The 26,015-nt window shown below is 66.7% G+C and carries 23 protein-coding genes; 9 read left to right on the top strand and 14 right to left on the bottom strand.

Annotated features, from left to right (window positions below):
* Positions 1 to 5 precede the first annotated feature (5 nt).
* Complete coding sequence (locus PDM29_RS07625; protein WP_311193249.1) at positions 6 to 392, bottom strand: BlaI/MecI/CopY family transcriptional regulator; 387 nt, start codon at positions 390 to 392, stop codon at positions 6 to 8.
* 168 nt (positions 393 to 560) lie between these two features.
* Between PDM29_RS07625 and PDM29_RS07620 the strand changes: the two genes are divergently transcribed.
* On the top strand, positions 561 to 1,778 hold the full coding sequence (locus PDM29_RS07620) for a Fic family protein (protein WP_311193248.1): 1,218 nt from the start codon (positions 561 to 563) through the stop codon (positions 1,776 to 1,778).
* Positions 1,779 to 1,801: 23 nt separating this feature from the next.
* On the opposite strand, the gene PDM29_RS07615 is transcribed toward PDM29_RS07620, so the two are convergent.
* On the bottom strand, positions 1,802 to 2,782 hold the full coding sequence (locus PDM29_RS07615) for an SDR family oxidoreductase (RefSeq protein WP_311193247.1): 981 nt from the start codon (positions 2,780 to 2,782) through the stop codon (positions 1,802 to 1,804).
* 154 nt (positions 2,783 to 2,936) lie between these two features.
* Between PDM29_RS07615 and PDM29_RS07610 the strand changes: the two genes are divergently transcribed.
* Positions 2,937 to 3,278: a hypothetical protein gene (locus tag PDM29_RS07610; RefSeq protein ID WP_311193246.1), complete on the top strand. Its 342-nt coding sequence runs from the start codon at positions 2,937 to 2,939 to the stop codon at positions 3,276 to 3,278.
* A gap of 22 nt (positions 3,279 to 3,300) precedes the next feature.
* Here PDM29_RS07610 and PDM29_RS07605 read toward each other — a convergent pair whose 3' ends face one another.
* Entirely contained in the window at positions 3,301 to 4,353 is a 1,053-nt protein-coding gene (locus tag PDM29_RS07605; protein WP_311193245.1) for a DNA topoisomerase IB, read from the bottom strand.
* Between the two features lie 137 nt (positions 4,354 to 4,490).
* Here PDM29_RS07605 and PDM29_RS07600 point away from each other — a divergent pair, with 137 nt between their 5' ends.
* The 3 genes from PDM29_RS07600 (at position 4,491) to PDM29_RS07590 (ending at position 11,050) form a co-directional block, all read left to right on the top strand.
* Positions 4,491 to 4,904, top strand: a complete 414-nt coding sequence (locus PDM29_RS07600; RefSeq protein WP_425508727.1) for an I78 family peptidase inhibitor — start codon at positions 4,491 to 4,493, stop codon at positions 4,902 to 4,904.
* A gap of 178 nt (positions 4,905 to 5,082) precedes the next feature.
* Positions 5,083 to 9,537: a glutamate synthase large subunit gene (gene gltB / locus PDM29_RS07595; RefSeq protein ID WP_311193244.1), complete on the top strand. Its 4,455-nt coding sequence runs from the start codon at positions 5,083 to 5,085 to the stop codon at positions 9,535 to 9,537.
* Between the two features lie 67 nt (positions 9,538 to 9,604).
* Positions 9,605 to 11,050: an FAD-dependent oxidoreductase gene (locus PDM29_RS07590; protein ID WP_311193243.1), complete on the top strand. Its 1,446-nt coding sequence runs from the start codon at positions 9,605 to 9,607 to the stop codon at positions 11,048 to 11,050.
* Positions 11,051 to 11,060: 10 nt separating this feature from the next.
* On the opposite strand, the gene PDM29_RS07585 is transcribed toward PDM29_RS07590, so the two are convergent.
* Entirely contained in the window at positions 11,061 to 11,351 is a 291-nt protein-coding gene (locus PDM29_RS07585; protein ID WP_311193242.1) for a hypothetical protein, read from the bottom strand.
* 217 nt (positions 11,352 to 11,568) lie between these two features.
* Here PDM29_RS07585 and PDM29_RS07580 point away from each other — a divergent pair, with 217 nt between their 5' ends.
* Positions 11,569 to 12,438, top strand: coding sequence for a methylglyoxal synthase (locus PDM29_RS07580; protein ID WP_311193241.1), 870 nt, complete (start codon positions 11,569 to 11,571; stop codon positions 12,436 to 12,438).
* Positions 12,439 to 12,449: 11 nt separating this feature from the next.
* Here PDM29_RS07580 and PDM29_RS07575 read toward each other — a convergent pair whose 3' ends face one another.
* The 3 genes from PDM29_RS07575 to ttcA are packed head-to-tail and all read right to left on the bottom strand — an operon-like array spanning position 12,450 to position 15,064.
* Positions 12,450 to 13,226 carry a M48 family metallopeptidase gene (locus tag PDM29_RS07575; protein ID WP_311193240.1) on the bottom strand — a complete coding sequence of 259 codons (777 nt, stop codon included), beginning with the start codon at positions 13,224 to 13,226 and terminating at the stop codon, positions 12,450 to 12,452.
* Between the two features lie 55 nt (positions 13,227 to 13,281).
* The gene (locus PDM29_RS07570) at positions 13,282 to 14,187 is read right to left on the bottom strand and encodes a recombination-associated protein RdgC (protein WP_311193239.1); all 906 of its coding nucleotides are present in this window, start codon (positions 14,185 to 14,187) and stop codon (positions 13,282 to 13,284) included.
* A gap of 13 nt (positions 14,188 to 14,200) precedes the next feature.
* On the bottom strand, positions 14,201 to 15,064 hold the full coding sequence (gene ttcA, locus PDM29_RS07565) for a tRNA 2-thiocytidine(32) synthetase TtcA (RefSeq protein WP_311193238.1): 864 nt from the start codon (positions 15,062 to 15,064) through the stop codon (positions 14,201 to 14,203).
* 97 nt (positions 15,065 to 15,161) lie between these two features.
* Between ttcA and PDM29_RS07560 the strand changes: the two genes are divergently transcribed.
* Entirely contained in the window at positions 15,162 to 15,365 is a 204-nt protein-coding gene (locus tag PDM29_RS07560) for a YdcH family protein (RefSeq protein WP_311193237.1), read from the top strand.
* Between the two features lie 35 nt (positions 15,366 to 15,400).
* Here PDM29_RS07560 and plsB read toward each other — a convergent pair whose 3' ends face one another.
* The 5 genes from plsB to PDM29_RS07535 all read right to left on the bottom strand — a co-directional run bounded on the left by plsB (position 15,401) and on the right by PDM29_RS07535 (position 21,808).
* Positions 15,401 to 18,067: a glycerol-3-phosphate 1-O-acyltransferase PlsB gene (plsB, locus tag PDM29_RS07555; protein ID WP_311193236.1), complete on the bottom strand. Its 2,667-nt coding sequence runs from the start codon at positions 18,065 to 18,067 to the stop codon at positions 15,401 to 15,403.
* Complete coding sequence (locus tag PDM29_RS07550) at positions 18,067 to 19,035, bottom strand: hypothetical protein (protein ID WP_311193235.1); 969 nt, start codon at positions 19,033 to 19,035, stop codon at positions 18,067 to 18,069. Before PDM29_RS07550 ends, plsB begins: the two co-directional genes overlap by 1 nt.
* 79 nt (positions 19,036 to 19,114) lie before the next feature.
* Complete coding sequence (locus tag PDM29_RS07545) at positions 19,115 to 19,951, bottom strand: S1 family peptidase (RefSeq protein ID WP_311193234.1); 837 nt, start codon at positions 19,949 to 19,951, stop codon at positions 19,115 to 19,117.
* A 214-nt stretch (positions 19,952 to 20,165) separates the two neighbouring features.
* Positions 20,166 to 20,885 (bottom strand): orotidine-5'-phosphate decarboxylase, encoded by a 720-nt coding sequence (gene pyrF / locus PDM29_RS07540; protein WP_311193233.1) that lies wholly within the window; start codon positions 20,883 to 20,885, stop codon positions 20,166 to 20,168.
* Positions 20,882 to 21,808, bottom strand: a complete 927-nt coding sequence (locus PDM29_RS07535) for a 5'-nucleotidase, lipoprotein e(P4) family (RefSeq protein ID WP_425508726.1) — start codon at positions 21,806 to 21,808, stop codon at positions 20,882 to 20,884. The genes pyrF and PDM29_RS07535 overlap by 4 nt, the downstream gene beginning before the upstream one ends.
* A 102-nt stretch (positions 21,809 to 21,910) precedes the next feature.
* On the opposite strand from PDM29_RS07535, the gene PDM29_RS07530 reads away from it, so the two are divergent.
* Complete coding sequence (locus tag PDM29_RS07530; protein ID WP_311193231.1) at positions 21,911 to 22,564, top strand: YceH family protein; 654 nt, start codon at positions 21,911 to 21,913, stop codon at positions 22,562 to 22,564.
* A 135-nt stretch (positions 22,565 to 22,699) separates the two neighbouring features.
* Here PDM29_RS07530 and PDM29_RS07525 read toward each other — a convergent pair whose 3' ends face one another.
* Complete coding sequence (locus PDM29_RS07525; RefSeq protein WP_311193230.1) at positions 22,700 to 23,233, bottom strand: GNAT family N-acetyltransferase; 534 nt, start codon at positions 23,231 to 23,233, stop codon at positions 22,700 to 22,702.
* An 8-nt stretch (positions 23,234 to 23,241) separates the two neighbouring features.
* Positions 23,242 to 25,218, bottom strand: a complete 1,977-nt coding sequence (locus tag PDM29_RS07520; protein WP_311193229.1) for a UvrD-helicase domain-containing protein — start codon at positions 25,216 to 25,218, stop codon at positions 23,242 to 23,244.
* Between the two features lie 113 nt (positions 25,219 to 25,331).
* Here PDM29_RS07520 and PDM29_RS07515 point away from each other — a divergent pair, with 113 nt between their 5' ends.
* Positions 25,332 to 25,952: a thymidine kinase gene (locus tag PDM29_RS07515; RefSeq protein WP_311193228.1), complete on the top strand. Its 621-nt coding sequence runs from the start codon at positions 25,332 to 25,334 to the stop codon at positions 25,950 to 25,952.
* Positions 25,953 to 26,015: the final 63 nt, after the last annotated feature.

Genomic DNA, 26,015 nt, shown 5'->3' with positions numbered 1-26,015 from the left:
ATCGCTCAGCCCTCCCGCCGACGCGACTGCAACTGGGCCACCAGGGCTTCCAGCTCAGCCAGTTCCTGATCACTCACTTCCGCCTTGTGCGACATGAAGGCCACGAAGGGCGATACCGAGCCCTGCAGGGTCTTTTCCACGAAGCTGGCCACCGCGCCCTGCACCACCGTGTCCTGCTCGCCGGTGGCGGCATAGCGGTACACGCCGTCGACCTGCTCGCGGGTCAGGTAAGCCTTGCCGCGCAGGCGTTCCATCATGGTCAGCACGGTCGAGCGGGCCAGCCCGCGCGACTCACCGAACCCGGCAGCCACTTCGCCGACACTGGCCGTTTCCTGTTCCGCTATGTACTGCAGCAGGGCCAGTTCCTGGTCCCCGATGGTCTTCCCACGCATGACACGCTCCGATGACTACACGTGTCGCCACCATGCCCGTGACTACAACTGTCGTCAAGTGCCGGAGGATGCCGGCCGACGAACGGTCAATGCGCGTTTTATGAAAGCCCGACTGCGCCTCTGGCACCATTGTTAAAGGATGCTTTAATAACCAGGAGCGTTGTTTAAATGCCCTTTACTAGCGCCTATCCGGTGTCCGAGGCAGCCACGATGATCAGGACCACAGGTTCCTATGTGAACACTACCGTCGTGGGTGAAGCGATCCAGGCCTTTGTACCGCATGGTTTGCCTCCCGCTGATCCAGCACTGGACCCAAACTGTTACCTCGAGGCAAACCGCAGGGCGGAAGTTGCCTTGGCACGCCTGTCTGGCATGACTGGACTGGTGGCCTCCAGTGAGTGGTTGATCTACAGCGCAGTTCGCCGGGAAGCGCTGCTCACGTCCCAGCTTGAGGGCACGCAGGCAACTCTGACCGACGTGTTTGACGGCGAGGCGGGCCTTGCTGTGGCCAATGCGGATGATGTCGAAGAGGTCACAAACTACCTTCGCGCATTCAGATTTGCGCGCGATGAGCTGCGTAGTGATCGCGGGTTGCCGCTGTCGATACGGCTGCTCACAGATGCCCACCGTTTGCTGATGACGGGGGTAAGGGGCGCGGCCAGAAACCCAGGCGGCGTGCGTTGCAGTCAGAACTGGATAGGCGGTAGCCGTCCAGCGACTGCGCGGTTCATTCCGCCGCCTCCACATCTGGTTCCGCAGGCACTTCATGCGCTGGAAAACTACCTTCCTCAGGATGCGTCGGAGATTCCGCCTCTGGTACGCATCGCGCTTGTTCATGCGCAGTTTGAAACCATCCATCCCTTTCTGGACGGCAACGGCCGCATTGGACGCCTGTTGATTGCCGTTCTTCTTGAAGCGTGGAAGCTGCTTCCCGAACCTCTGCTCTACGTCTCCGGGTACCTGAAATCACACCAGCTTGAGTACTACGAAAGGCTGAACGCCATCAGGGTAAGAGGTGATTGGGAGGGGTGGGTAACCTTCTTTCTGGAAGCTGTCGAGGCGGCCGCTGAGGACGCGCAGCACAGCATCGTGCGCGTAGCTGCTCTTATCGCGGAGGACCGCAAGCGGGTGTTGTCGTGTGCAACCACCACACTCACAGCGTTTCGCCTGTTCGAACTGCTGCCGACGATGCCCCGGCTGTCAGTCGATCATGCCCGAGCAGTACTCGGTGTTTCTTTTCCAACCGCAGCCAAGGCGATCGAAACCCTCCAGCAAGTGAACGTCCTGGTGGAGACCAGCGGACGGGCAAGAAATCAGAACTACAGCTACTCTCAATATATTGCGCTGCTGCGCGACGACGGTGGGGGAATCCAAGTCCGGACGTAGGGCCGGGCTTGCCCGGCTGCTCCTCACCCGTGCGGCCCGCCCATCACCGGCAACACCACGCCACTGATGTAGCTGGCAGTGATCGGCGAGGCAAGAAACACGTAGGCCGGCGAAAGCTCTTCCGGCTGCGCGGCACGCCCCATGTCGCTGTTCTTCCCGAACTCGGCCACATCAGGAGCCAGCTTGTCGGCGGGATTCAACGGCGTCCACACCGGGCCGGGGGCCACGGCGTTGACCCGGATCCCACGCGGCAGCAACTGGCTGGCCAATGCCATGGTAAAGGCGTGAATGGCACCCTTGGTCGAGGAATAGTCGATCAGCGACTTGCTGCCGAACAGTCCGGTTTCAGAACCGGTGTTGATGATGCAGTCGCCCTCCTCCAGATGCGGCAGCACCGCACGAGCCATCTGGATGTAACCGGCGATGTTGGTCTGCAGGGTTTCCTGCAGGTGCGCGTCTTCCAGGTCCTCCAGGCGATGGCAGTGCAGCTGGAAAGCGGCGTTGTTGACCAGGATGTCCACTCCGCCCCAGGCCTTGACCACCTGTTTCACGCTCCTGTCGCAGAAGCGGGAATCGCGGACATCGCCCTTGATGACGATGCAACGGGTGCCTTCGGCCTCCACATGTTCGCGGGTAATCCGAGCGTCTTCGTCCTCATCCAGATGCAGCACGGCCACGTCCGCGCCTTCGCGCGCGAACAACACCGCCACCGCGCGACCGATGCCGGAGTCAGCACCGGTGATGATGGCGCGCTTGCCCTGCAGCTTGCCGCTGCCCACGTAGTCGGGCGCAAGGAAACGGGGCTGCAGCTGCAGTTCGTGCTCGTTGCCGGGTTTGGCCAGATGCTGGGCCGGCATGTTCTCCGGCTGCCTGCGGGAGCCGGCCTGGGTTGCCTTCTTCGCGCTTTTCTTCGAGGCGTGGGCGTCCTTGACCTTCTCCTGATCCTGCAGGCGGCGCTGGCGGGCAGCCGTGGGGGCGGTGCGGGTCTTTTTGGCCGTGGCCATGCGCGGCTCCTTCGTTGCGTGTCCGGATACGTTGGAAGTGTCGCCACCGCGCTGGTCAGCGACGGTGAACGGCATGTCGGTCTGCCGTGTACGTTCATCTGCCGCAGACGCGGGCAGCGGCATCGTGTGGACACGTATCCTTGGAGTTGCCCCCATGTTCCGTCCCCTGCTCGCACTCATTGCACTGACTGCCCTTTCCGCCTGCAGCACCTCCCAGGTCGCCAGTGTTCAACCCATCGACGACGTGATCTCCGGCCAGTGCCATGTGGACAAGGTGCGCGGTGCGGTTGGGCTGGCCGCCTCCGATGCCACCGTGGAACGCGCGCGGGTGGACAGCGACAGCCTGCAGGTGCAGGTGATCGGATCGCGTCAGGCGGAGACCGGGGCCACCGCGAGTGGGGTGGCCAATCCGTCGCCGGGGGCGGAAACGGGTGGTGAGCGGTTGACCATTGAGACCGGGCGGACGAACAACATTACGGCTGTTTATTGCGGGTAGTCGGAGCCGGGCAAGCCCGGCTCTACGCTTTTGCCACCCTCCGGGCGCTGCGCAGGAAGCGCAGCGTGGCCGCTTCCCATTGGCGTTCGCCGCGCAGGCCGGCCAGCTTGGCCAGGCTGCCGGCACGCCAGCCTTCAAACACGCTGGGGTCGATGTAGGCCTTGCGGCACACCGAGGGCGTGTTGCCCAGCAGGGTGGCCACTTCACAGACGACCTGCTTCTGCAGCGTCGCCAATGCGCGCTCGCTGGGCTTGTCCGGTAACTCGGTCGCAGCGAACTGTTTCAGCGCGGCCACAGTGCCGCCCCAGGTGCGAAAGTCCTTGGCACTGAAATCCTCGCCCATGGCGTCGCGCAGGTAGGCGTTGACCTGCCCCGAATCCACCGGCTGCAGGGAGCCGTCGTCGTCGCGGTACTGGAACAGCGCCTGCCCGGGCAACTGCTGGCAGCGCCGGATCAGTTCGACCAGCCGCTTGTCATCGATTTCCACGTCCTGCACCTGGCCCGATTTCCCACGGAAGTGCATGCGCGCGCGCCCGCCACGGACCAGCGCCAGATGGTGGTTGCGCAGCGTGGTCAGCCCATAGGAGCGGTTGTCGCGGGCGTACTCGGGGTTGCCTACCCGCACCAGGGTGTCGGCCAGCAGCGAGATCACAATGGCCAGCACCTTGTCCTGCGGGAAGCCGGGCAGCTTCATGTCGCGGCGCAGCCGTCGCCGCAGCGCCGGCAACGCCTTGCCGAAGGCAATCACGCGGTCGAACTTGCCGTCGCCGCGCACCCGCGCCCAGTCGGCGTGATAGCGATATTGCTTGCGCCGTCGCGCATCGCGGCCGGTGGCCTGCAGGTGGCCGTTGTCCAGCGCGCAGATCCAGACGTCGGTGTAGGCCGGCGGAATCGCCAGCGCGCGGATCCGCGCCAGCGTGGCCGCGTCGCGCACTGCATGCCCGTCAGCATCGCGGTAACTGAAGCCTTTGCCGGCACGGCGGCGGGCTATGCCCGGCTGCTCGTCGCTGACATAGCGCAGGCCGGCCGCGCGGGCGGCCTGGGCTTCGGGGGTGGCAGTGCGTCGGACAGGCATGGACAGACATCGGAACCGGGAAGGTCAGTGTCGTGACCGCGTTGCCTCCGGCGCGTCAATAACAGAAGACAAACACCTCACACCCTGGTTGGCGATATGCTCCATGGCTTCCTGGTCTTCCACCTTCCGGAGTCTCGATGTCGTCTCTGTCTTCCCGCGCCCCCCGTTCGTTCCGTCCCCTGCTGATGGGAGCGGCCCTGGTTCCCGCCCTGCTGCTGCTCGGTGCCTGCAAGGCCCCGCCGATGGACGAGCAGGAAGCGGCCACCGCCCACGCACAGAAGGCCGCTGAAGAGGCCTCCGCGCCGGCACCGGCAGAAGCAGGCAAGGCCACCGAGGCACCGCCGGTCGGCAACTGCGACGCCACCCAGGTGCAGAGCCTGATCGGCCAGCCCTGGAGCGACGGCATGGAAGGCCAGGCGCAACAGGATTCGGCGGCCAAGCAGGTGCGTGTGCTGCATCCCAACGACGTGACCACGATGGAGTTCCTGGGTGAGCGCCTGAACGTGGAACTGGACGACAAGAACGTCGTCACCGGCGTGCGCTGCGGCTGAATTGGGGCGGGTTTCCAGCGGCGTCTGCAGCTGTTTTCAGCGCCGCTGGTTTCGAGTGCAACCGTGTATTGCGGCGTCGCAGCAACTGTGATCTAGTCGAAACATCCGGTGCCTTCAGCTGCGCTCAAACGGACTGAGCGGGGACGACTGTCGCCGCTCACCCGACTTAGAGGCAGACATGGCCCCCCGCAACCGCCAAGGGCTTTACGACCCGCAAGACGAACGCGACGCCTGTGGTTTTGGCATGGTGGCGCAGCTCGACGACCAGCCGTCCCGCTTGCTGGTCGATACCGCCATTGCCGCGCTCTCGCGCATGACCCATCGTGGTGGCGTCGCCGCCGACGGTTTGACCGGTGACGGCTGCGGCCTGTTGCTGCGTCGCCCCACCGTTTTCCTGAAAGCCCTCGCCGCCGAAGCCGGCCTGACGCTGGGCGCACAGCACGCCGCCGGCGTGGTGTTCCTGCCGCACGATGAAACCGCTGCCGCGCACTGCCGCGCCACCCTTGAACAGACCCTGCGCGATGCCGGCTGCCAGCCGCTGGGCTGGCGCGTGGTCCCGACCGACCCGAGTGTCTGCGGCCAGCTGGCGCGCGACACCCTGCCGCATATCGAGCAGTTGTTCGTCGACGCCGGTCCCGGCCAGGACGAAGCCGGCTTCACCCTGGCGCTGTTCCTGGCACGCCGTCGCAGCGAACAGCAGCTGCGCGAACACGCCGATTTCTACGTCACCACGCTCACCCCGAATGCCATCAGCTACAAGGGCATGGTGCTGCCGGACAAGCTGAGCCGGTTCTACACCGACCTTCAGCGCAGTGACCTGGCGTCCAGCGCGATCGTCTTCCACCAGCGCTTCTCGACCAACACGCTGCCGCGCTGGCCGCTGGCGCATCCGTTCCGCATGCTCGCCCACAACGGCGAGATCAACACCATCGAAGGCAACCGGCGCTGGGCGCAGGCGCGCAGCAAGGTGTGGAAGACCCCGCGCTTCGACATTGCCGAGTTCGATCCGGTGATCTCGATGCACGGCTCGGATTCGCAGAGCCTGGACAACATGCTGGAGCTGATGGTCAGCGCCGGCATGGAGCTGATCCAGGCGCTGCGCATCCTGGTGCCGCCGGCGACGCAGTCGCTGGAGTTCAAGGACGCCGACCTGGCCGCGTTCTACGAGTTCTACGGTCTCAACAGCGAGCCGTGGGATGGCCCGGCCGGCATCGTCGCCTGCGACGGCCGCTATGCCGCCTGCACGCTGGACCGCAACGGCCTGCGTCCGGCGCGCTGGATGCTGACCTCCGACCGCCACTTCCTGATTGCCTCCGAAGCCGGCGTGTGGGAAGTGCCGGCCGAGCGCGTGGTGCGCAAGGGCAAGCTGGGTCCTGGCGAGATGATGGCCATTGACCTCAAGCGCGGTGACCTGCTCGACTCGGATGCCATCGACCGCATCAACCGCGGCCGTGCGCCGTACAAGCAGTGGCTGCAGCAGGGCGTGACCTACCTGCAGACCGAGCTGATCGACCCGTCGCTGGTCGAAGAACCGTTCGACGAACGCACCCTGCGTAGCTACCACAAGCTGTTCCAGCTCAGCACCGAGGAAGTGGAACAGGTGCTGCGCCCGCTGGCCGAAACCGAGCAGGAAGCCACCGGCTCGATGGGCGACGACACCCCGATGGCGGTGCTCAGCCAACACAGCCGCCCGCTCTACGACTACTTCCGCCAGGCCTTCGCGCAGGTGACCAATCCGCCGATCGACCCGTTGCGGGAAGACTGCGTGATGTCGCTGACCACACAGCTCGGCAAGGAGACCAACATCTTCCATGCCGGCGCGGAGACGGTGAACCACGTCATCCTCAATTCGCCGGTGCTCAGCCAGCGCAAGCTGCGCCAGTTGCTGAAGATGCCGCAGTACACCGACCGCAACCGCCTGATCGACCTCTCCTACAGCCTGGAAGAAGGGCTGAAGGCCGGTATCGAACGTATCTGCGCGGAGGTCGAAGCGGCCGCACGCGAAGGCATCGTCATGCTGCTGCTCAGCGACCGCTACCCGGTGGCCGACCGGCCGATGGTGCATGCGCTGCTGGCCACCAGTGCGGTGCATCATCACCTGTCCAACGCCGGCCTGCGCTGCGACGTGAACCTGATTCTGGAAACCGGCACCGCGCGCGATCCGCACCACATGGCCTGCCTGCTCGGCTTCGGTGCGACCGCGGTGTATCCGTACCTGGCTTACCAGACCCTGTTCGACCTGGGCCGTCGCGGCATCCTGCAGTTGAAGAAGGGCGGCGAGCAGTCGCAGATCGGCCGCAGCTACCGCAAGGGCATCTACAAGGGCCTGTCCAAGATCATCTCGAAGATGGGCATCTGTACCGTGGCCAGCTACCGCGGCGCGCAGCTGTTCGAGATTGTCGGGCTGGACGATGAAGTGGTCGACCTGTGCTTCCCGGACACGGCTTCGCGCGTGGCTGGCGTGGGCTTCACCCGGTTGGATGATGAAGCCCGCGAACTGACCGTACGCGCCTGGAACGACCTGCTGCACCCCGAAGTGGGCGGACTGCTCAAGTACGTGCACGGCGGCGAGTACCACATGTACAACCCGGACGTGGTCATGACCCTGCAGCGCGCCGCGCGCAGCGGTGATGCGGCCGACTGGCAGCGTTACTGCGAGGCCGTGCACGGCCGCCCGGTGTCGGCGCTGCGCGACCTGCTGCAGCTCAAGGCCGCGCCCACGCCCACGCCACTGAGTGAGGTGGCACCGGCCGAAGACCTGTTCCGTCGTTTCGACACCGCCGCGATCAGTCTCGGTGCGCTGTCGCCGGAAGCGCATGAAGCGCTTGCGATTGCGATGAACCGCCTGGGCGGGCGCAGCAACTCCGGCGAAGGCGGCGAAGATCCCGCCCGCTACGGCACCAACAAGCGCAGCAAGATCAAGCAGGTGGCCTCGGGCCGCTTCGGTGTCACCGCCGAATACCTGGTCAACGCCGAAGTGCTGCAGATCAAGGTCGCGCAGGGGGCCAAGCCTGGTGAAGGCGGCCAGCTGCCGGGCCACAAGGTCAACGAACTGATCGCGCGGCTGCGCTACGCCAAGCCGGGCATCGGCCTGATCTCGCCGCCGCCGCACCACGACATCTATTCCATCGAGGATCTGGCCCAGCTCATCTACGACCTCAAGCAGGTCAACCCGAGCGCGCTGGTGTCGGTGAAGCTGGTCAGCCACGCCGGCGTCGGCACGATTGCCGCCGGTGTGGTCAAGGCCGGCGCGGACCTGATCACGGTGTCCGGCCATGACGGCGGCACCGGGGCCAGCCCGGTCAGCTCGATCCGCTATGCCGGCGTGCCGTGGGAACTGGGTGTGGCCGAGTCGCACCAGGCGCTGGTGGCCAACGACCTGCGCGAACGCACCCTGCTGCAGACCGACGGTGGTCTGAAGACCGGCCTGGACGTGATCAAAGCCGCGCTGCTGGGTGCGGACAGCTTCGGCTTCGGCACTGCGCCGATGATCGTGCTGGGCTGCAAGTACCTGCGCATCTGCCACCTCAACAACTGCGCCACCGGTGTGGCCACCCAGGATGACCGCCTGCGCGCGCAGTACTTCACCGGCCTGCCGGAACGTGTGGAGAACTTCTTCCGCCTGCTGGCCGAGGAAGTGCGCGGCTGGTTGTCGTACCTCGGTGTGCGTTCGCTGGATGAAATCGTCGGTCGTACCGACCTGCTGCAGCAGCTGGAAGTAGCCCCGCGCCCCGGCGTGAAGGTCGACCTGGGCCGTCTGCTGAAGCCGGCGTCGTTCCCGGGCAGCCACTGCGCCGCGCAGCGCCTGTACGAATCGCCCGACAGCTTGGCCACGCAGATGGACGGGCTGTTGGCTCCGGCGATTGCCGGCAAGCTGGGCGGCGAACACCGCTTCCTGATCCACAACACCGACCGCTCGATCGGCACGCGACTGTCCGGTGCCATTGCCCGCGCGCATGGCAACCAGGGCATGAGCGAAGCACCGCTGACCCTGCGCTTTCGCGGCACCGCCGGACAGAGCTTCGGCGCGTTCAACGTTGGCGGGCTGAACCTGGAAGTGGAAGGCGAAGCCAACGACTACGTCGGCAAGGGCATGGCCGGTGGCCGCCTGGTGGTGCGTCCGCCGCGTGGGGCACGCTTCGAAGCACGTAACACCGCGATCATCGGCAACACCTGCCTGTATGGCGCGACTGGCGGCGAGCTGTTTGCCGCGGGCCGTGCCGGCGAACGCTTCGGCGTGCGCAACTCCGGCGCGCTGGCGGTGATTGAAGGCGCAGGCGACCACTGCTGCGAGTACATGACCGACGGCATCGTGCTGGTGCTGGGCAAGGTCGGGCTGAACTTCGGGGCCGGCTTCACCGGCGGCCTGGCCTACGTGCTGGATATCGACCGCGACTTCGTGGACCGCTACAACCACGAGCTGATCGACATCCACCGCATTTCCGCCGAGGGCTTCGAGAATCATCGCCAGCACCTGCATACGCTGATCAGCCGCCACCGCGAGCTGACCGGCAGCATCTGGGCGCAGCAGATTCTCGATGAGTTCCGCGATTACGTCGGCAAGTTCTGGCTGGTCAAACCGAAGGCCGCCAGCATCGAGTCGCTGACCGAATCGCTGCGCCGCGCCGCCTGACCTCCGCCAGAACAAAACCGGTAGTGCCGGCCGCTGGCCGGCAACCCCAGCATTCCAGGGTCACTCCATGAGCCGCAAGCAAGCCTTCCAATTCCTCGACCTGCCCCGGACCATGCCGCAGCGCATTCCGGTGGAACTGCGCACCTCCGGCGACTGGGGCGAGCTGTACGGCGCGTTCGGCAAGGAAGACGCGCAGTACCAGGCCGGCCGCTGCCTGGACTGTGGCAACCCGTACTGCAGCTGGAAGTGCCCGGTGCACAACGCCATTCCGCAGTGGCTGCAGCTGGTGCAGGAAAACCGCATCCACGAAGCAGCCACGCTGTGCCATTCCACCAACCCGCTGCCGGAAGTGTGCGGCCGCGTGTGCCCGCAGGACCGCCTGTGCGAAGGCAGCTGCACGCTGGAGGAGTTCGGCGCGGTCACCATCGGCGCGGTGGAGAAGTACATCGTCGACACCGCCCTGGCCACCGGCTGGACGCCGGACCTGGGCGCGGTGGAGTCCACCGGCAAGCGCGTGGCGGTGATCGGGGCCGGCCCGGCCGGTCTGGCCTGCGCCGACCGGCTGGCGCGCGCCGGCGTGCAGGCAGTGGTGTATGACCGCTACGAACAGATCGGCGGTCTGCTGCAGTTCGGCATTCCCAGCTTCAAGCTGGACAAGGCGGTGATCAGCCGCCGCCGCCACGTGCTGGAAGGCATGGGCGTGCAGTTCCGGCTGGGCGTGGAAATTGGCCGCGATATCGAGATGGACACCCTGCTGGCCGAGTACGACGCGGTGTTCGTGGGCACCGGCGCGTACCGCTACACCGACGGCGGCCTGCCCGGTCAGGATCTGAAGGGCGTGCTGCCGGCACTGCCGTTCCTGGTCCAGAACAGCCGCATCGTCAGTGGCGACGACCCGAAGGGTCGGCCGATTGCCGGCTGGGAAGACCAGATGGCGCTGCCGGACCTGGAAGGCAAGCGCGTGGTGGTGCTGGGTGGCGGCGACACCGGCATGGACTGCGTGCGCAGCGCGGTGCGGCTGGGCGCGGCACGGGTGACGTGTGCCTACCGCCGCGACGAGGCCAGCATGCCCGGCTCAGCGCGCGAGGTGGCCAATGCGCGCGAGGAAGGCGTGCGCTTCCTGTTCAATCGTCAGCCGCTGTCGATCGAGGCGGGTGCGGATGACGAAGTGATCGGCGTGACCGTGGTGGAAACCCAGCTCGGCGAGCCGGATGCACAGGGCCGTCGCAACGCGGTCGCCATTGAGGGCAGCGAGTCGCTGCTGGAAGCGGACGTGGTGATCATTGCGTTCGGCTTCTCGCCGAGCGCACCGGCCTGGCTGACCGCGCAGGGCGTGGAAGCCGGGAACAACGGCCGCATTCTCGCCGGGGGTGCCGGCCGTCTGCCGTATCAGACCGCGCACCCAAAGCTGTTTGCCGGTGGCGATGCGGTACGCGGGGCGGACCTGGTGGTCACCGCGGTGGCCGAAGGGCGGGATGCGGCTGCGAGTATCGTGCAGCTGGTCTGCGCGTGATTGCCTGCGATCAAGCTGCGCTGGACAACAGCGGTCCCACCCGCACCCCGGCGCGTTCAATCTCCAACGCCAGCAGCAGCTCAATCTCATCCAGCTGATCACGAATGCGGCCATTGCTGGCGTCATCGCCATGGTCGTGGCCGATATGCGCGTCCAGCATGCGCGCCAGCCCGGCCAGCAGTACATCGGCGTCGCCGGTGCTGGCGTGGCGCAGCAGGCGGCCCAGGGCGCGGATGCGGGCGCTGCGGTCGGCGGCCAGTGACTTCACGGACGGGTCGATGGGGGAAACGGCGACGGTCATGGCGGGGTTGTCCTGATTGACGGTTGGGAGGGCGTCAATGTCGGTTGTGGCCCGTTTTTGGGCTATGCAACTTCTACGAAAAGGTGTGAAGGCCTTGGGCAGCCACGCAGGGCGTTGCTCTACGGGTGATCACAGGGCGCGTTGACGCGCATGGCGCGTCACTACGCCACCGGTGATCGCCCTACACTGTCGGGCATCACATCCCCAAGGACGCCCCATGCGCATCGGCTTGGCCGCCAACCGTCTGCACCACCATGACAAGCACGCCGCGCTGTTCCGTTGGCTCGGCCCCTGCGAGGCGGGACTGCGCGAACTGGGCGTTGAACTGCATGCGGTGGGACGCACCTACGACGCCATCCAGCGCCTGGGCTTCCTCAAGGACCTCCCTGCCCTGCACCGCTACCCCAACGGCCGCGAGGGCGGCCTGATGAAGCTGGTGGCCGAAGTGGTGGGCATGGGCACACCCGAGCGCACCCTGGACGGCGCGATCTACCTCATGGACCCGGTAGACCCGTCTTCTGTGTTCCCCGAAGCCACCGCGCTCAAGCGCCAGTGCGTGATCCACGGCAAGCCGTTCATCTCCACCGTCGCCACCGCGCGTGACTGGATCGAGGTGGAACGGGTGCACGCGGGGCTAGCGGCAGACGCCGGCGCGGACGACCTGCATGCGTTTGAACAGCAGACCCTGGCCTTGATCGCCCACGATGCGATGAAGCCGGCCATGCTGGCCTTTGCCGATGAACACTTCGACGTGCTGGCGCGTTTCCAGCACCGCGTGGGCACCGGCACCACCGGGCAGCGGCTGAACGAACTGGCCTGGAGCAAAGGCTGGCCGCAGGACCAGGAATGGGTGACCCGTTACCAGAGCGGCCCGATGGGCGGCGACGCGCAGATTGCCGACCGGGTGCTGGAAGGTCGCTGCCAGCGCGCGATTTTCTTCGAAGACCCGCATGTGGCGCGCCAGCATGAAGCTGACATCCAGCTGCTGGAGCGCGCGGTGACCACGGTGACCGACCAGGCGGTGTGCATCACCGCCCCGCGCGTAGCCGCGCGCTGGGCCCAGGCCGCTGCAAAGCGCGCGGGGTGACGTCGCGGGGGTTACAACATTTGCCGCAGCATCGCCTTGAGCTTGCGCCCCTCGCGCTGGAAATAATCCCGCTCTTTCCGCCACGCCGGGAACCGCTGTTCCACCTCGTCCCAGAACGCCTGCGAATGATTGGCCTGGATCAGGTGACACAGCTCGTGCACCAGCACGTACTCGAACGCCGATGGGCGCCCCAGCACCAACGCCAGGTCCAGCGCCATGCTGCCATCCGGGGCCAGTGATCCCCACTGCGAGGACATCACCTTCAGACGCAGCCGCGCCGGTGCGCGCGGCAGACCGGGCAGATAACGCGGCAGCCACTGGCCGACATCGGCGCGGGTCTGCGCCTCATAGAACTCGCGCAGCGTTCGCTTAAGCATGGCATCGGTACCGCGCGCCGGCCAATGCAGGCAGGCTTCGTCCACGCCCAGCTCGAAATGCGCATAGCGGCCTGTTTCCCAGCGCAGCGGCAGCAGTTCCCCGCGCAGCGGCAACAGGCCGGGCTCGCCGATCACCAGCGGCGGCGGCAGATTGTGCGACTGGTAGTTGCGCAGCTGCTCGGACAACCAGCCCCGGTGTTCCTGCAGGAAGCGTTCACCCATCACCAGGCTGGCGCGCGGCGGCAGGGTCAGGCGCACGCCGCGCTCGTCAACGCTGAGCTTGATCCGGCGCGCGCGCGGATCGCGCACGCGCAGCACATCGATTTCGGCATCCTCCAGGCGCAGGCGAACGGTGTCGCGTTGCAGGGTGGGCGGGGCCGGTGAGATCAGGCGGCGGAGGAGTCCGGACATGGGTACAGCATAGCGCCGACCGGGGCCGGCGCATGTTCAGGCGGGACGAAGGCGATCAATCCGCCTTGCTGAGCTTGAAGGCCTCTTCCAGCAGCAGGAACAGGCGACGGATCTCGCCGCTCTGCAGGGCAAAACGGGCGTCCAGCTCGGCGCGGCGGCCGTCGTCGTCGGCGTGTTCCAGCTGGTCCAGCGCGCCGTCCAGGAACTTCAGCTTGCGCACGATCAGGTCGTCACCCAGCACGAACGACAGGTTGTCCTCGAACACCAGGGCCAGCTTGGTCACCTGCTTGCCGGCATCCAGGTGCTTGTCGATCTCGTCGCAGCGCAGCTCCTGGTGCTGGCACTTGACCACCGCGCCGCCTTCCACCGGGTCCTTCATCTCGCACTCTTCGCCCAGGCTCAGCCCGGTCGGCAGCGGCTCGCCGGCGATCCAGCCGGTCAGGATCGAGCGCGGGGCCACTTCGGCATTCAGCGGCATCGCCGGGAAGCTGCCGAGCAGGCTGCGGATGTCGGACATCACGTTCTCGCCCTTCTTGCTGCTGGAGCAGTCCACTGCCACGTAACCGTGGGTGAGGTCGATCAGCGCGTCGGTACGCGAACTCTTCACGAAGGCGCGCGGCATCAGTTCGTGCAGCAGGTCGTCCTTCAGGCGCTTGCGCTCGCGGCCGCCGGGCTTGCGCCCTTCTTTTTCTTCGATCTCTTCCAGCTTGCGTGCCAGCAGGTCGTTGACCACCGCACCGGGCAGGATCTTGTCTTCACCGCCTACGGCCAGCCACAGGGCATCGCCGATGCGGTGCGAGAACACTTCTTTTTCGTCGCGGCCGAACGGCGAAATGAAACCACGCGAGGTCATTTCAAGCGGACCGACCGGCTTCAGCAGCACCTGCGGCAGCAGGGTGTCGACTTCGGAAAAATCGGTGGCGGTGGGAAAGCGGAACAGCGTCAGGTTGCGAAAGAACATGGAATTCCGGAAGTCAGTTCGTGAAGGATGAAGGCGTATCTGCGCGCGCGGGCACGGGGGCCAGCGCCAGGAAGTCGAACAGCGCCGGGTCGGCCAGCTGCGAGGGATGGATGTTGCCCAGCGCGCGCGCGATCTGGTCGATGCGGCCGGGGTGCTGCTGTTCCCACTGCTGCAGCATCTGCTGCACCTGGCGGCGCTGCAGGTTGTCCTGGCTGCCACACAGGTTGCACGGGATGATCGGGAATGCCTTCGCCTGCGCATACGCGCTGATGTCGGCCTCGCTCACGTAAGCCAGCGGCCGGATCACCACATGCTGGCCATCGTCGCTGCGCAGCTTGGGCGGCATCGCCGACAGCTTGGCATGGTGGAACAGGTTGAGGAAGAACGTGGCCACGCTGTCGTCGCGATGGTGGCCCAGCGCGATCTTGCTGAAGCCATGCTCGGCCGCGTGCCGGTACAGCGCGCCGCGACGCAGCCGAGAACACAGGGAACACATCGTGCGGCCTTCCGGAATGACCCGGCTGACCACCGAATAGGTGTCCTGTTCGATGATCTGATACGGCACGCCGATACCGCGCAGGTAGTCGGGCAGCACGTGGGCGGGGAAGTCGGGCTGCTTCTGGTCCAGGTTCACCGCAACCAGTTCGAAGCGGATGGGAGCCTTCTTCTGCAGCTGCAAAAGCACGTCGAGCAGGGTGTAGCTGTCCTTGCCGCCGGACAGGCAGACCATCACCCGGTCGCCCTCTTCGATCATGCCGAAATCGGCAATCGCCTGGCCGACCTGGCGGCGCAGCTGGCGCGCCAGCTTGTCCTGCGCGGCCGCGTCCGCGCGCGCGGCGCGGGGAGCAGGATCGGGCAGGGGCAGGACGACGGACATCTTGTCATTCTACCGGCTCGCATCGCAGGGGATGCGACCGGTCCGATGACCATGTTCACCCCCACGCTTCATGCCGGGTGTGTATGCTCGACAGCTGATGGAAACCTACACGCCCGATCAGATCAGCGCCCGTCTTGCCGTATTGCGGCAGGAGCACCGTGAGCTCGACCAGCGGATCGAGCGGATGGCCGCCAATGGCGAGGACGAGCTGGAGTTCAAGCGACTCAAGCGCGACAAGCTGCGGCTGAAGGACTGCATCGCCAAGCTGGAAGACATGCTGATTCCGGACGAGCCGGCGTAACCGGTGGGTGACGACCGTTGGTCGTCACGCCGGTATCAATCCTGCGCCACCGGTTCTTCGGGCTTCGCCGCTTCCGGGCTCACACGTTCAATCGTGTGGCGTAATTCGCGGCCCAGGATGAACTTGGCATCCTTCGCCCACGCATCCAGGCGCTGGTCGAACAGCAGCTTGCTGTTCTCGTCCGGCCACACCAGGCGGAGCTCGCGCAGCTTCTGGATGAAGCCACGGAACAGGGTCTTGTCGAAGAACTCCGGAGCGGCCGGCGCGTACAGCAGGCTCAGGCGCTGCGCCGCCTGCTGGCACAGGCTTTCCAGCTCGGCCGCACCCAGCGTGCCGGGGCCGTTCTTCACCAGCACCGAAATGGCGATGTAGTAACGCTCGAATGCCTGCTGCAGCGAATGGCCGATGGCACGCAGGCGGAACACTTCGTCGGTCTGCCCGGTATTGCGGGCCAGGATGCCGCCGTCGTCGTCGTTCACGTTCTGCAGCAGGCCCTCGCGCACGAACACGTTGATGGTCTGCTCGATGCGCTGGGCAAACTGGTCTTCGGTCCATGGCAGGAACAGCTCGGCCTGCAGGAACGGGTACACCGTGCGTCCCAGCTGGACCAGCCCGGTGCGGCTCATGCGACGGTTGTTCTGGAAGCAGCAGGCCACCCACGACGACGCGGTGAACAGGTGGATGACGTTGTTGCGGAAGTAGCTCAGCAGCACCGCGGTGTCGCCGCTCACGCTGAGCACGTCGCCCAGCGGGTGCTTGATGCGGGTGAGGACGTTGATTTCCTCGGCGTGGGCGATGATGCGCTCGGGCGAATGCGGGGTCACCGTCACCCGGTCCGAATACGGCATTTCCCCCAGCAGGGTCTTGCACAGCTGGATCTGCGCGATCAGGTCGGCCTCGCCCATCGCATGCTTGGGCGTAGACAGCAGCGCCAGTGCCAGCAGGTTGATCGGATTGACGTCGGCAGCGGCGTTGATGTGCACCTGGATGCGCTCGGCCAGGTGATCCACCGTGCCCGACAGCCAGCTGGGTTTCTCATCCTCGCCCACCGGCTGGCCGGCCCATTCCGGGGCCTGCTCGGCCAGCACGCGGTTCAACTCGATGGGTTCGCCGAAGTTCACTACCACCTGGCCGAAGTTCTGCTTGAGCACCTTGGGAATGCCCCACAGCAGCGACCAGATCGATTCCTTTTCCTTCGGCCGGCCGGACAGTTCGTCCAGGTAGCTGCCGCCTTCCATCAGCTTTTCGTAGCCGATGTACACCGGCTGGAACAGCACCGGCTTGCGCGGCTGGCGCAGGAACGCGCGCAGTGTCATCGAGATCATGCCGCCCTTGGGCTGCAGCAGACGGCCGGTACGCGAGCGCCCGCCTTCGACGAAGTACTCGATGGAGTAGCCGCCGGCCACCAGCTGGGCGACGTACTCGCTGAGCACCGCCGAATACAGCGCGTTGCCACGGATCGAGCGGCGGATGAAGAACGCGCCGCCCTTGCGCAGCAGGGTGCCGACCACCGGCAGGTTCAGGTTGATGCCGGCCACGATGTGCGGCGGCACGATGCCGCGGTCGTACAGCAGGTAGCTCAGCAGCAGGTAGTCCATGTGGCTGCGATGGCTGGGCACGTAGACCACTTCGTGGCCCGGCGCGGCGGCCTTGAACTTGTCCAGGTGGTGCACCAGCACGCCGGCGTAGATGCGGTTCCAGACGTGGCTGAGCATGAAGCTGGCCGAACGCACCACCGGGCTGGAATAGTCGGCGGCAATTTCCCAGGCGTAGGCATGCGCCTTCTTCCAGGCGTCGGCCGGCTTGGAGTTGTCCCGCTTGGCCTGCGAGGCAATGGCTTCGCGCACGGTGTCGGCGTCCAGCACCTTGTCCACCAGCAGGCGGCGGGTGGACAGGTCAGGCCCGATCACCGACTCGCGGATGCGGCGGAAATGGGTGCGCAGCACGCGCTGCAGCTTGCGCACAGTGCGCTCGGGGTCCAGCCCCTCGTTCACCGTGGACCGCAGCGAAATCGGCGGGGCGAAGCGCACGATGGTGCTGCGGCCGTTCAGCAGCACCGCCAGCAGGCGGCGGAAGCGGCCGACCAGTGCCCAGTTTTCCGAGAACAGCACCGCGAACCAGCCGCTGGTCTTATCCGGTGCACGGCCGACAAAGATCGACACCGGCACCAGGTGTACGTCCAGCTCGTCGCGGGTTCGATGGGCCTGCAGCACCTTGGCCAGCGAATCGGAGTGGGTCTTGGCTCCACGCTGTTCGGGAATCAGCGAGTTGCTGCTGCTGCGCCGTGACAGCGCCACATAGGCGCGCTTGCGCCCGGTGGGGTCACCGGCGATCGGCACCAGCGGCGACGGCAGGCCGGCATCGCGGCAGGCCTTGTCCAGGATCAGCGCGTTGGACAGACCGTAGTCCTCCAGCACGTAGATCACCGGGCGGCCGTCGTTGTACTGGCCGGGGTGTTCGGGTTCGATCTTCAGCGACAGCCACGGCTCCACCAGCCGGCCCAGCAGGCGCGCCCACCACGGGCGGCGGCCCTGCGGCGCGCGCGGGCCGGGCACGATGGCGGCCGGCTCGGCGTCCACCGGCGCAGCCTCGGCGGCGGCCGGGGTCACGGGTGCGGTGTCGGGCGACGCCCCATCAACGGGCGTCTTGGGCGGCTCTTCGCCGGGGAAAGGCAGGGAATTCTGGTTCGGCATCGGCTTCATTATGGCTTAGCCGGTGCGGAAGCATCGTCCTTGACGCTGGCGGCGGCCTCTGCTTCGGCCGCTTTTGCCGCATCCTGTTCAGCTTTCGCGGCATCGGCGGCGGCCAGCAGGGCGTCGGTGTCTTCCAGCACCCGGGTCAGGTACCAGTGACCCTGGCGGCGGGTCATGTGCACCTGCGCGTCGATGGTTTCGCTGGCCAGCGGGTACTGGATGTGGACCACCGCGGTGTCGCCGTCCTGGCTGACCAACTCGCCGCGCACCTCGCGCAGGGAGGTGTCCAGAGGCAGGCCATAGCTGGCCAGTGCGGTCTTGACCGCCTTCAGGAAGGGGCCCAGCTGGCGCAGGCTCTGCTCCATGCCGGCCGCCTGCAGCTGGGCGTCGGTGCTGAGCCCGGTGGTGCTGGCGGTGGCGGTCAGCAGGGTGATGGTGGTGGTGGCGCGCTGCTTGTCGGTGAGCGGCGCGGCCCCGGCCCAGCGGCTCAGCACCTCCACCAGCTGCACGTAGTGGGCGCGCTCTTCCTCGCTGTAGTCGGCCTGGTTGCGCAGGTACTGCACCCCGAACAACCCCATCGAATGTGCGGCCTGGCGCACCTGCCCGGCCTGGCCGGCGATCTGCGCCTTGAACGAGCGTTGCAGGCGCTGCGGTGCATCCGGCTGCGACAGGTTGGCCAGCAGCGGCAGCAGCTGGCCGTCCAGCGGCAGCTCGGTCAGCGGCCAGCGGCTGTGGCCGGCCGCCCAGGCCGCCTCCAGGCGGGCGTACTGGTCTGCCGGCACCGAGGCGCGGGCATAGCCCACCAGGTCGTCATCGGCGACATGGCGGGCCAGCTGCTGCAGCGCCGCCACCGGTTCGGACGCGGGTGCGGCCGGATCAATGGCGTCTTTTTTGCAGCCTGCCAGTACCACCACCCCACACAACGACAGCGACAACACCCAGTGGCGGCAGCGCCCCGGCATCAACGGCATGGACATGAATTCGGACTCCCCGGACCGGTCCGCATCTTGCCGCGAGGTGGACGGCGGCGTCTACCGCGCCGCCGTCCGGGGGGACTCAGTCGCCGGTCCAGGTGGCCAGCACGAAGTCACGCACATGGCCGTTGGACAGCCGCGCATAGACCCCGGGCAGGCCCGGCAGGGCACAGCCTTCGCCCCAGCTGACCGTGCCCAGCACGGTCCAGCGGCCCTTGCGCTGGACCATCAACGGCCCACCCGAGTCGCCCTGGCAGCTGTCCCGGCCCTCGGTGCCAGCACAGATGGCGGTGCCCGCCTGCAGGTCCGGATAGGCCTGGGCGCACTGCTTGAAGCCCACGAACGGCACCTGCACCGTCTGCAGCACGGTGGGCAGGTCATCGGCATCCATGTCGGTCACGCCCCAGCCGGTGACGGTGAACGAGCGTCCCGGGCGCAGGTAGGTGCCGTCCCCTTCCAGCAGGATGTCGACGGTTTCTGCCTTGGCTACCGGGCGCTTGAGCTGGACGAGGGCAACATCGTTGACCAGCGTGGTGGCGTCGTAGGCCGGGTGCACATGGATGGCCTTGACGTTGGAGACGCGTCGGCGGGGTGCGGTGTCCAGGGTATGCAGCCCGGTGGCCGCGGCCAGGTCATTGGCGCGCACGTCGTCCACGCAGTGGGCTGCGGTCAGCACCCAGGACGGCGAGATCAGCGTGGCCCCGCAGCTGTGCCGCAGGTGATCCGTGTCGCCGCGGCGCAGACGCTGCAGGCTGACCATGAAGGGGTACTGTCCGGGCTCGGCATCCTGGCCGCCGATGATGCGGGGGGCGGCGGTCTCAGCCGGGAGATCCGGAGCGGCGGGTGCCGCCAGCGCCGACAGCGGGAACAGAGCGGTGATCAGCGCGGCGGCCAGCGCCGGGCGGTAAGTGCGATGCATGCAGCAACTTCCTTTGCAGAATGGAATCGACCGTCGCCTCGCCGGGTGGGTGCGGGCGGGATCGGGGTCGATTCGACGGCAAAGGGCCGGCACGGAACTGCAAAGCCGGTCACGCTTTTCCGCGCAACCCGTCCGGCAGTTCGATTGATGGCTTCAATACTGGATGCGGGTTCACAGCGGAACCGGGACGTGGTTCCGCTGTGTGGGAGTATCCCTACCGCAGTGCGCTGCGGATCTCGTCCTGGATCGCCAGGGCAGCGGCATGCGGGTCGGCCGCGAGCCGGATCGGACGCCCGACCACAATCGCATCGGCTCCGTCGGCAAAGGCCTGGGCCACGCCCACAGTGCGCTTCTGGTCATCGCCCACCGGACCGCCGGGGCGGATGCCCGGGCAGACGATGGAGAAACCGGCCCCGGTCGCGGCACGGATCGGTGCGGCTTCCTGGCCGGAGGCGATCACCCCGTCGATGCCGGCGGCCTGGGCGGCCAGCGCGCGCTCAACCACCACCTGCACCGGTTCGCGGTCGATGCCCATGCCGCGCAGGTCGTCGTGGCCCATCGAGGTCAGCACGGTCACCGCCAACAGGCGCATGTCGCTGCTGTTCGCGGCGGCACAGGCCTCCATCATGGCCGGGTGCCAGCCGTGGATGGTGGCGTAGCTCACCGGCCACTGCGACAGGCGCTTGATCACGGCGGCAGCCGTGGCGGGGATGTCGAAGAACTTCAGGTCGACGAACACGCGCTTGTCGCGTGCGGCCAGCGCGTCGAGCACCTGGAAGTACTCGCCGGACGCCAGCAGTTCCATGCCGATCTTGTAGAACGACACCGCATCGCCAAGACGGTCGACCCAGGCCAGCGCTTCCTCCTGGCCGTGCACGTCCAGCGCGAAGATCAGGCGCTCGTCATCACGCAGCGGCAGCGGTGCGCGGCTCACGGCGCGTAGTCCAGGGCAGCACGCTTGGCGTCATGGCGCGCCTCGCGCGACTGGCTGTAGTCGTTGTTGAACTGGGCCGGCTCATAGCCGCCGTAGCTCGGGTTGGGCAGCATCCACCAGCGCTCGCCGAACCAATCGTGGTACTGCTGCTGCAGGGCGTCGCGCGCCTCGTTGGTGTTGGCGGTGACTTCCACGAAGTCACCCAGCTGGTCGCCGAACTGCATCAGCACGCGGTACTTCTGCCCGGCCAGGCGGCGACGGCAGTTCTTCTCGCTGCCGTTCTGCTCGCAGCCTTCCACCACCGTGCCCAGGCCCAGGAACACGCTGTCATCGGCCACCGGCAGGCCTTCGCTGCGCAGGTTGGCCAGGGTCGCTTCCTTCAGGTGCACGGCACGGTTGGAGATGTACAGCAGAGTCACGCCCTTGGCGTTGGCCGCCTTGGCGAAATCAACCACACCCGGAATGGCCTTGGCCTTCTTCTCGGCGACCCACTGCGCCCAGGTCACTTCGTCGTATTCCTTGCCATCGCGGACCAGGCGCGCCTGGTAGGGCGAGTTGTCCAGCACGGTCTCGTCCACGTCCAGCACGACGGCCGGCTTCAGGCCCTTGGCGTCGTTGCCGCGTTCTTCCGGCACCAGTGCGTCCCAGTTCGCTTCCTTCAGCGCCTTGTCCAGGTGGTCGGCGGCCGAGCGGTAGGTCTGCTCGGTGATGGCGCGGTATTCCTGCGAACGCTGCATCCACAGCACCGCGTTGAGGTTGTCGTTGGCGGTGGCATCGGCCGCCTCGGGCTTCGCCGCCGCAGCAGCCGGGGCGGCCTCCGCCGGAGCGGCGGCGGTCTCGGTGCGCTTGCAGGCGCTGAGCGCCATCACGGCGCAGGCAAGAACGGACAGGGATACGGCAGCAGAACGACGCATGTGGCTCACCAGCAACAGATTCGCGCCAGTTTACCGGGTAAGGCCGTGCGGTTCATGGCCGCTGCGGGCCTCGGCTATGCTGCACGCCCCTGAACGCCCCGGAGCGCGCCCGTGAACGACGACACCCAGACCCCCGCCCTGCCCGTGCTGAACGCGGCCCAGGCCCGCGCGCTGGGCTGCCTGATCGAGAAAGAGGCCACCACCCCGGACGCCTACCCGCTGACCGTGAATGCCACCCAGGTGGCGGCCAACCAGAAAACCGCGCGCGAACCGGTGATGCAGCTGTCGGCCGGCGACGTGCACCATGCGCTGCGCCAGCTGGAGGGCCTGGGCCTGGCCCGGCAGCAGTTTTCCTCGCGTGCCGAGCGCTTCGAGCACCGCGCCGGCAGCGCGCTGGACCTGACCCGCCAGCAGCTGGCCCTGCTGGGTCTGTTGCTGCTGCGCGGCCCGCAGACCACGGGTGAACTGCTGACCCGCAGCGAGCGCCTGTTCCAGTTCCAGGACGCCGACGAACTGCGCCACCACCTGGAGCGGATGATCCAGCGCGGATTGGCGGTACAACTGCCGCGTGCCAGCGGGCAGCGCGAGGACCGGTTCATGCACCTGCTGGGTGGGCCGGTGGATGTAGAGGCGCTGGCCGAGGCGTACAGGGCTGCGCCGGTGTCGGGCGGCGGTAATGCCGGGTTGGAGGCGCGCGTGGCTGAGTTGGAGGCGACTGTGGCGGAATTACAGGCGCAGGTGGCGGAGTTGTTGGGGCGCGGTTGATGCCCGCGCGATGACGGTCCGCGGTTGACGCGCATGGCGCGTCACTACGCGGCGGGTCGTTCGAATGTGCGGGCGGTTCGGCGGGACGTCGGTCGTGTAGGGACACGCCATGCGTGTCCAACGGATAGCGTCAGATCACCCCAATGCCAACGCACCCGGTGTGGCGAACACCAATACTTCTTCATCCACCGGCGGCGGCAAGCGCAAGCGACCGCGCGGCTCCATCCCCAGCTTCTGCAACAACGCCGCCGAGCGCGCGTTATGCGGTGCCACGATGCCGTACAGTTCCGGGTATCCCAGCCGGTCACGCGCGTAATGTTGCACGCCACGTGCAGCTTCGAAGGCATAGCCCTGCCCCTCGTACTGCGACATCAACGCATAGCCGATATCCGGCCCGGGCAGCTCCGGGCGTTTCACCAGCCCCGCATTGCCCAGCCACGCGCCGTCGCTGCGGCGGATGATCGCGTACATGCCGAACCCGTTGAGCGTGTAACTGCCCAACACGCGCTCGGCGGTGTAATCGCGTGCCTGCGCCAGCGTGCGCACGCCGCGGTCGGCGATGTTACGGATGAAGCCCGGCTCGTTGAGCAGGGCCAACATGTCAGCGGCGTCGTGGTCGGGGTCGATCAGACGCAGGTGCAGGCGATCGGTCTGGATCAGGGCGGACATGGCATCTCCTAGTCGAACAACGCCTGGATCGCGGCCAGTCCCGCGTTGGCCCGTTCTTTCTTGCGCGCGGCATCGGCGACGGGATCGGCCCCGTCGCGCTGCATCTCTTCGGCGGGAATCTCGTCGAAGAAGCGGCTGGGCTTGAGCCGCACGTGCTCACCGAACTTGCGGGTGAGCTTGCTGTAGCTCATCCACAGCTGCACCTTGGCGCGGGTGATGCCCACGTACAGCAGCCGGCGTTCTTCCTGCAGGGTGCCTTCGTCCAGGCTGACCTGGTGCGGCAGCACGCCGTCCTCGCAGCCAACGATGAACACGTACGGAAATTCCAGGCCCTTGGAGGCGTGCAGCGTCATCATGCGCACCTGGTTGCCGCCGTCATCCTTGTCGTTGCGCGACAGCAGCGCCAGCTGCGCGGCGAGATCGGCGGTGGACGCGCCGCGCGGACCGCCCTCGAACCACTGCGCCAGTTCTTCCAGGTTGCCCAGGCGGCGCTGGTAGGTGGACTCTTCCTTGCAGCTGCTGCGCAGCTCAGACACCAGCCCGGAGTCCTTCACCAGCTTGCGCACCAGGTCTCCGGAGCTGAGCTGGGGCATGCCCGCACGCAGGTCACGCAGGATGTCGGTGAATCGGCTCAGGCTGTTGGCCGCGCGCGGTGGCAACTGCGCCAGCGCGCCGAGGGCTTCGGCCGCCTGCGCCATCGGCATGTCCTTCTCCGAGGCCAGCTCGGCCAGCTTGGCCAGCGTGCCCGCGCCCACTTCGCGCTTGGGTGACTGCACCGCGCGCATGAATGCGGTGTCGTCGTCCGGGTTCACCAGCAGGCGCAACCACGACAGCGTGTCCTTCACTTCCTGGCGCTCCAGGAAGGCGGTGCCGCCGGTGATGTGGTACGGCGCGCGTACCAGCTGCAGCGCCTTTTCCAGTGGTCGCGACTGGAAGTTGCCGCGGAACAGGATGCAGAAGTCGCTCCACGGAATCTGCTTGGAGGTGGCGAGATAGGAAATCTCGGCGGCGACCTTTTCTGCCTCGTGCTCGCTGTTGCGGCATTCCCACACGCGGATGCGTTCACCGTCGGCCTGGTCGCTCCACAGCTTCTTCAGGTGTTCGTGCGGATTGTTGGCGATCAACGCATTGGCCGCGCGCAGTACCCGGTTGGAGCAGCGGTAGTTCTGCTCCAGCTTGATGATTTCAAGCGCGGGGTAGTCGCGCGCCATCTGCTGCAGGTTTTCCGGGTTTGCCCCGCGCCACGCATAGATGGACTGGTCATCGTCGCCTACGCATGTGAAGTTACCCGCGCTGCCCGCCAGCTGCTTGAGCAGCCGGTACTGGGCGTCGTTGGTGTCCTGGCATTCGTCGACCAGCAGGTAGCCGATGCGCTCGCGCCAGGCCAGGGCGATGTCCGGGTGTTCTTCCAGCACCTGAACCGGCAGGCGGATCAGGTCGTCGAAGTCCACCGCGTTGAACGCGGTCAGGCGCAGCTGGTAGCGCTCGTACACGCTGGCCGCTTCCTTCTCGCGGTTGCTGCGCGCTTCGGCCATTGCCTGTTCGGGCGACAGGCCAGCGTTCTTCGCGCGCGAGATCAGATTTTTCACGTCCTCGATGTCGTCCGGCTTGGCCCCGTACATCAGGTCCTTGACCTGCGAGGTGGCGTCGTCGGCGTCGAAGATGGAGAAGCCGCGCTTGAGCCCGACCGCCGCGTGTTCGATCTGCAGGAACTTCAGCCCCAGCGCATGGAAGGTGCAGATGGTCACTTCGTCGGCGTCATCGCCGTGCAGGCGCTTGCCCACACGCTCGCGCATTTCCTTGGCCGACTTGTTGGTGAAGGTGATCGCCGCGATGCGTCGCGCCGGATAGCGCTTGCTGGCGATCAGCTGGGCGATCTTTTCCACGATCACGCGCGTCTTGCCGCTGCCCGCGCCAGCCAGCACCAGCAGGGGACCTTCGCAGTGCAGCACTGCGGCGCGTTGAGGGGGGTTGAGACCGTGCATGCCTTCTCCGTGGAGCCGGCATTGTACCGGGGTCGTGCCCCCCGTAGAGCCGGGCTTGCCCGGCTGAACAACCAGACTGAACAACCCCCTTCCAGCCGTTTAAAATCCCCAGCATGGCCAAGCTCTACTTCTACTATTCGGCGATGAACGCCGGCAAGACCACCACGCTGCTGCAGTCGGCGCACAACTACCGCGAGCGCGGCATGCGGGTGGCGATCCTGACCCCGCGCCTGGACGACCGCGCCGGGCGCGGCGTGGTCGCCTCCCGGATCGGGCTGAAGGCCGACGGCATCGCGTTCGACCGCGAGACCGATCTGGAGCAGCTGATCCGCCAGGATCTGGACGCGCACGGCCCGCTGGGCTGCGTGCTGGTCGACGAAGCACAGTTCCTCAGCCGCAGCCAGGTCTGGCAGCTCAGCGAGGTGGTCGACCAGCTGCGCATTCCGGTGCTGTGCTACGGCCTGCGCACCGACTTCCGCGGCGAGCTGTTCGAGGGCAGCCAGTACCTGTTGGCCTGGGCCGACGAGATGCAGGAGATCAAAACCATCTGCCACAGCGGCAAGAAGGCCACGATGACCGTGCGCGTGGACGAACACGGCCACGCGGTGCAGGACGGCCCGCAGGTGGAGATTGGCGGCAACGAGCGCTACGTATCGGTGAGCCGCGCCGAGTTCAAGAAGATCACGCGCGGCGAAGGCCGGATCGAGCCCATGCAGGCCGCCTTGCCGTTGTGAAGCGCAGCCGGTAGGTACCGCAAGGAATGGCGTAAGCCATTCCTAACGTCGCTTGCCGACGGC

The organism is Stenotrophomonas oahuensis (assembly GCF_031834595.1).
GTDB classification, from domain to species: Bacteria; Pseudomonadota; Gammaproteobacteria; order Xanthomonadales; family Xanthomonadaceae; genus Stenotrophomonas; species Stenotrophomonas oahuensis.
This window is presented reverse-complemented; position numbering and strand designations above follow the sequence as displayed.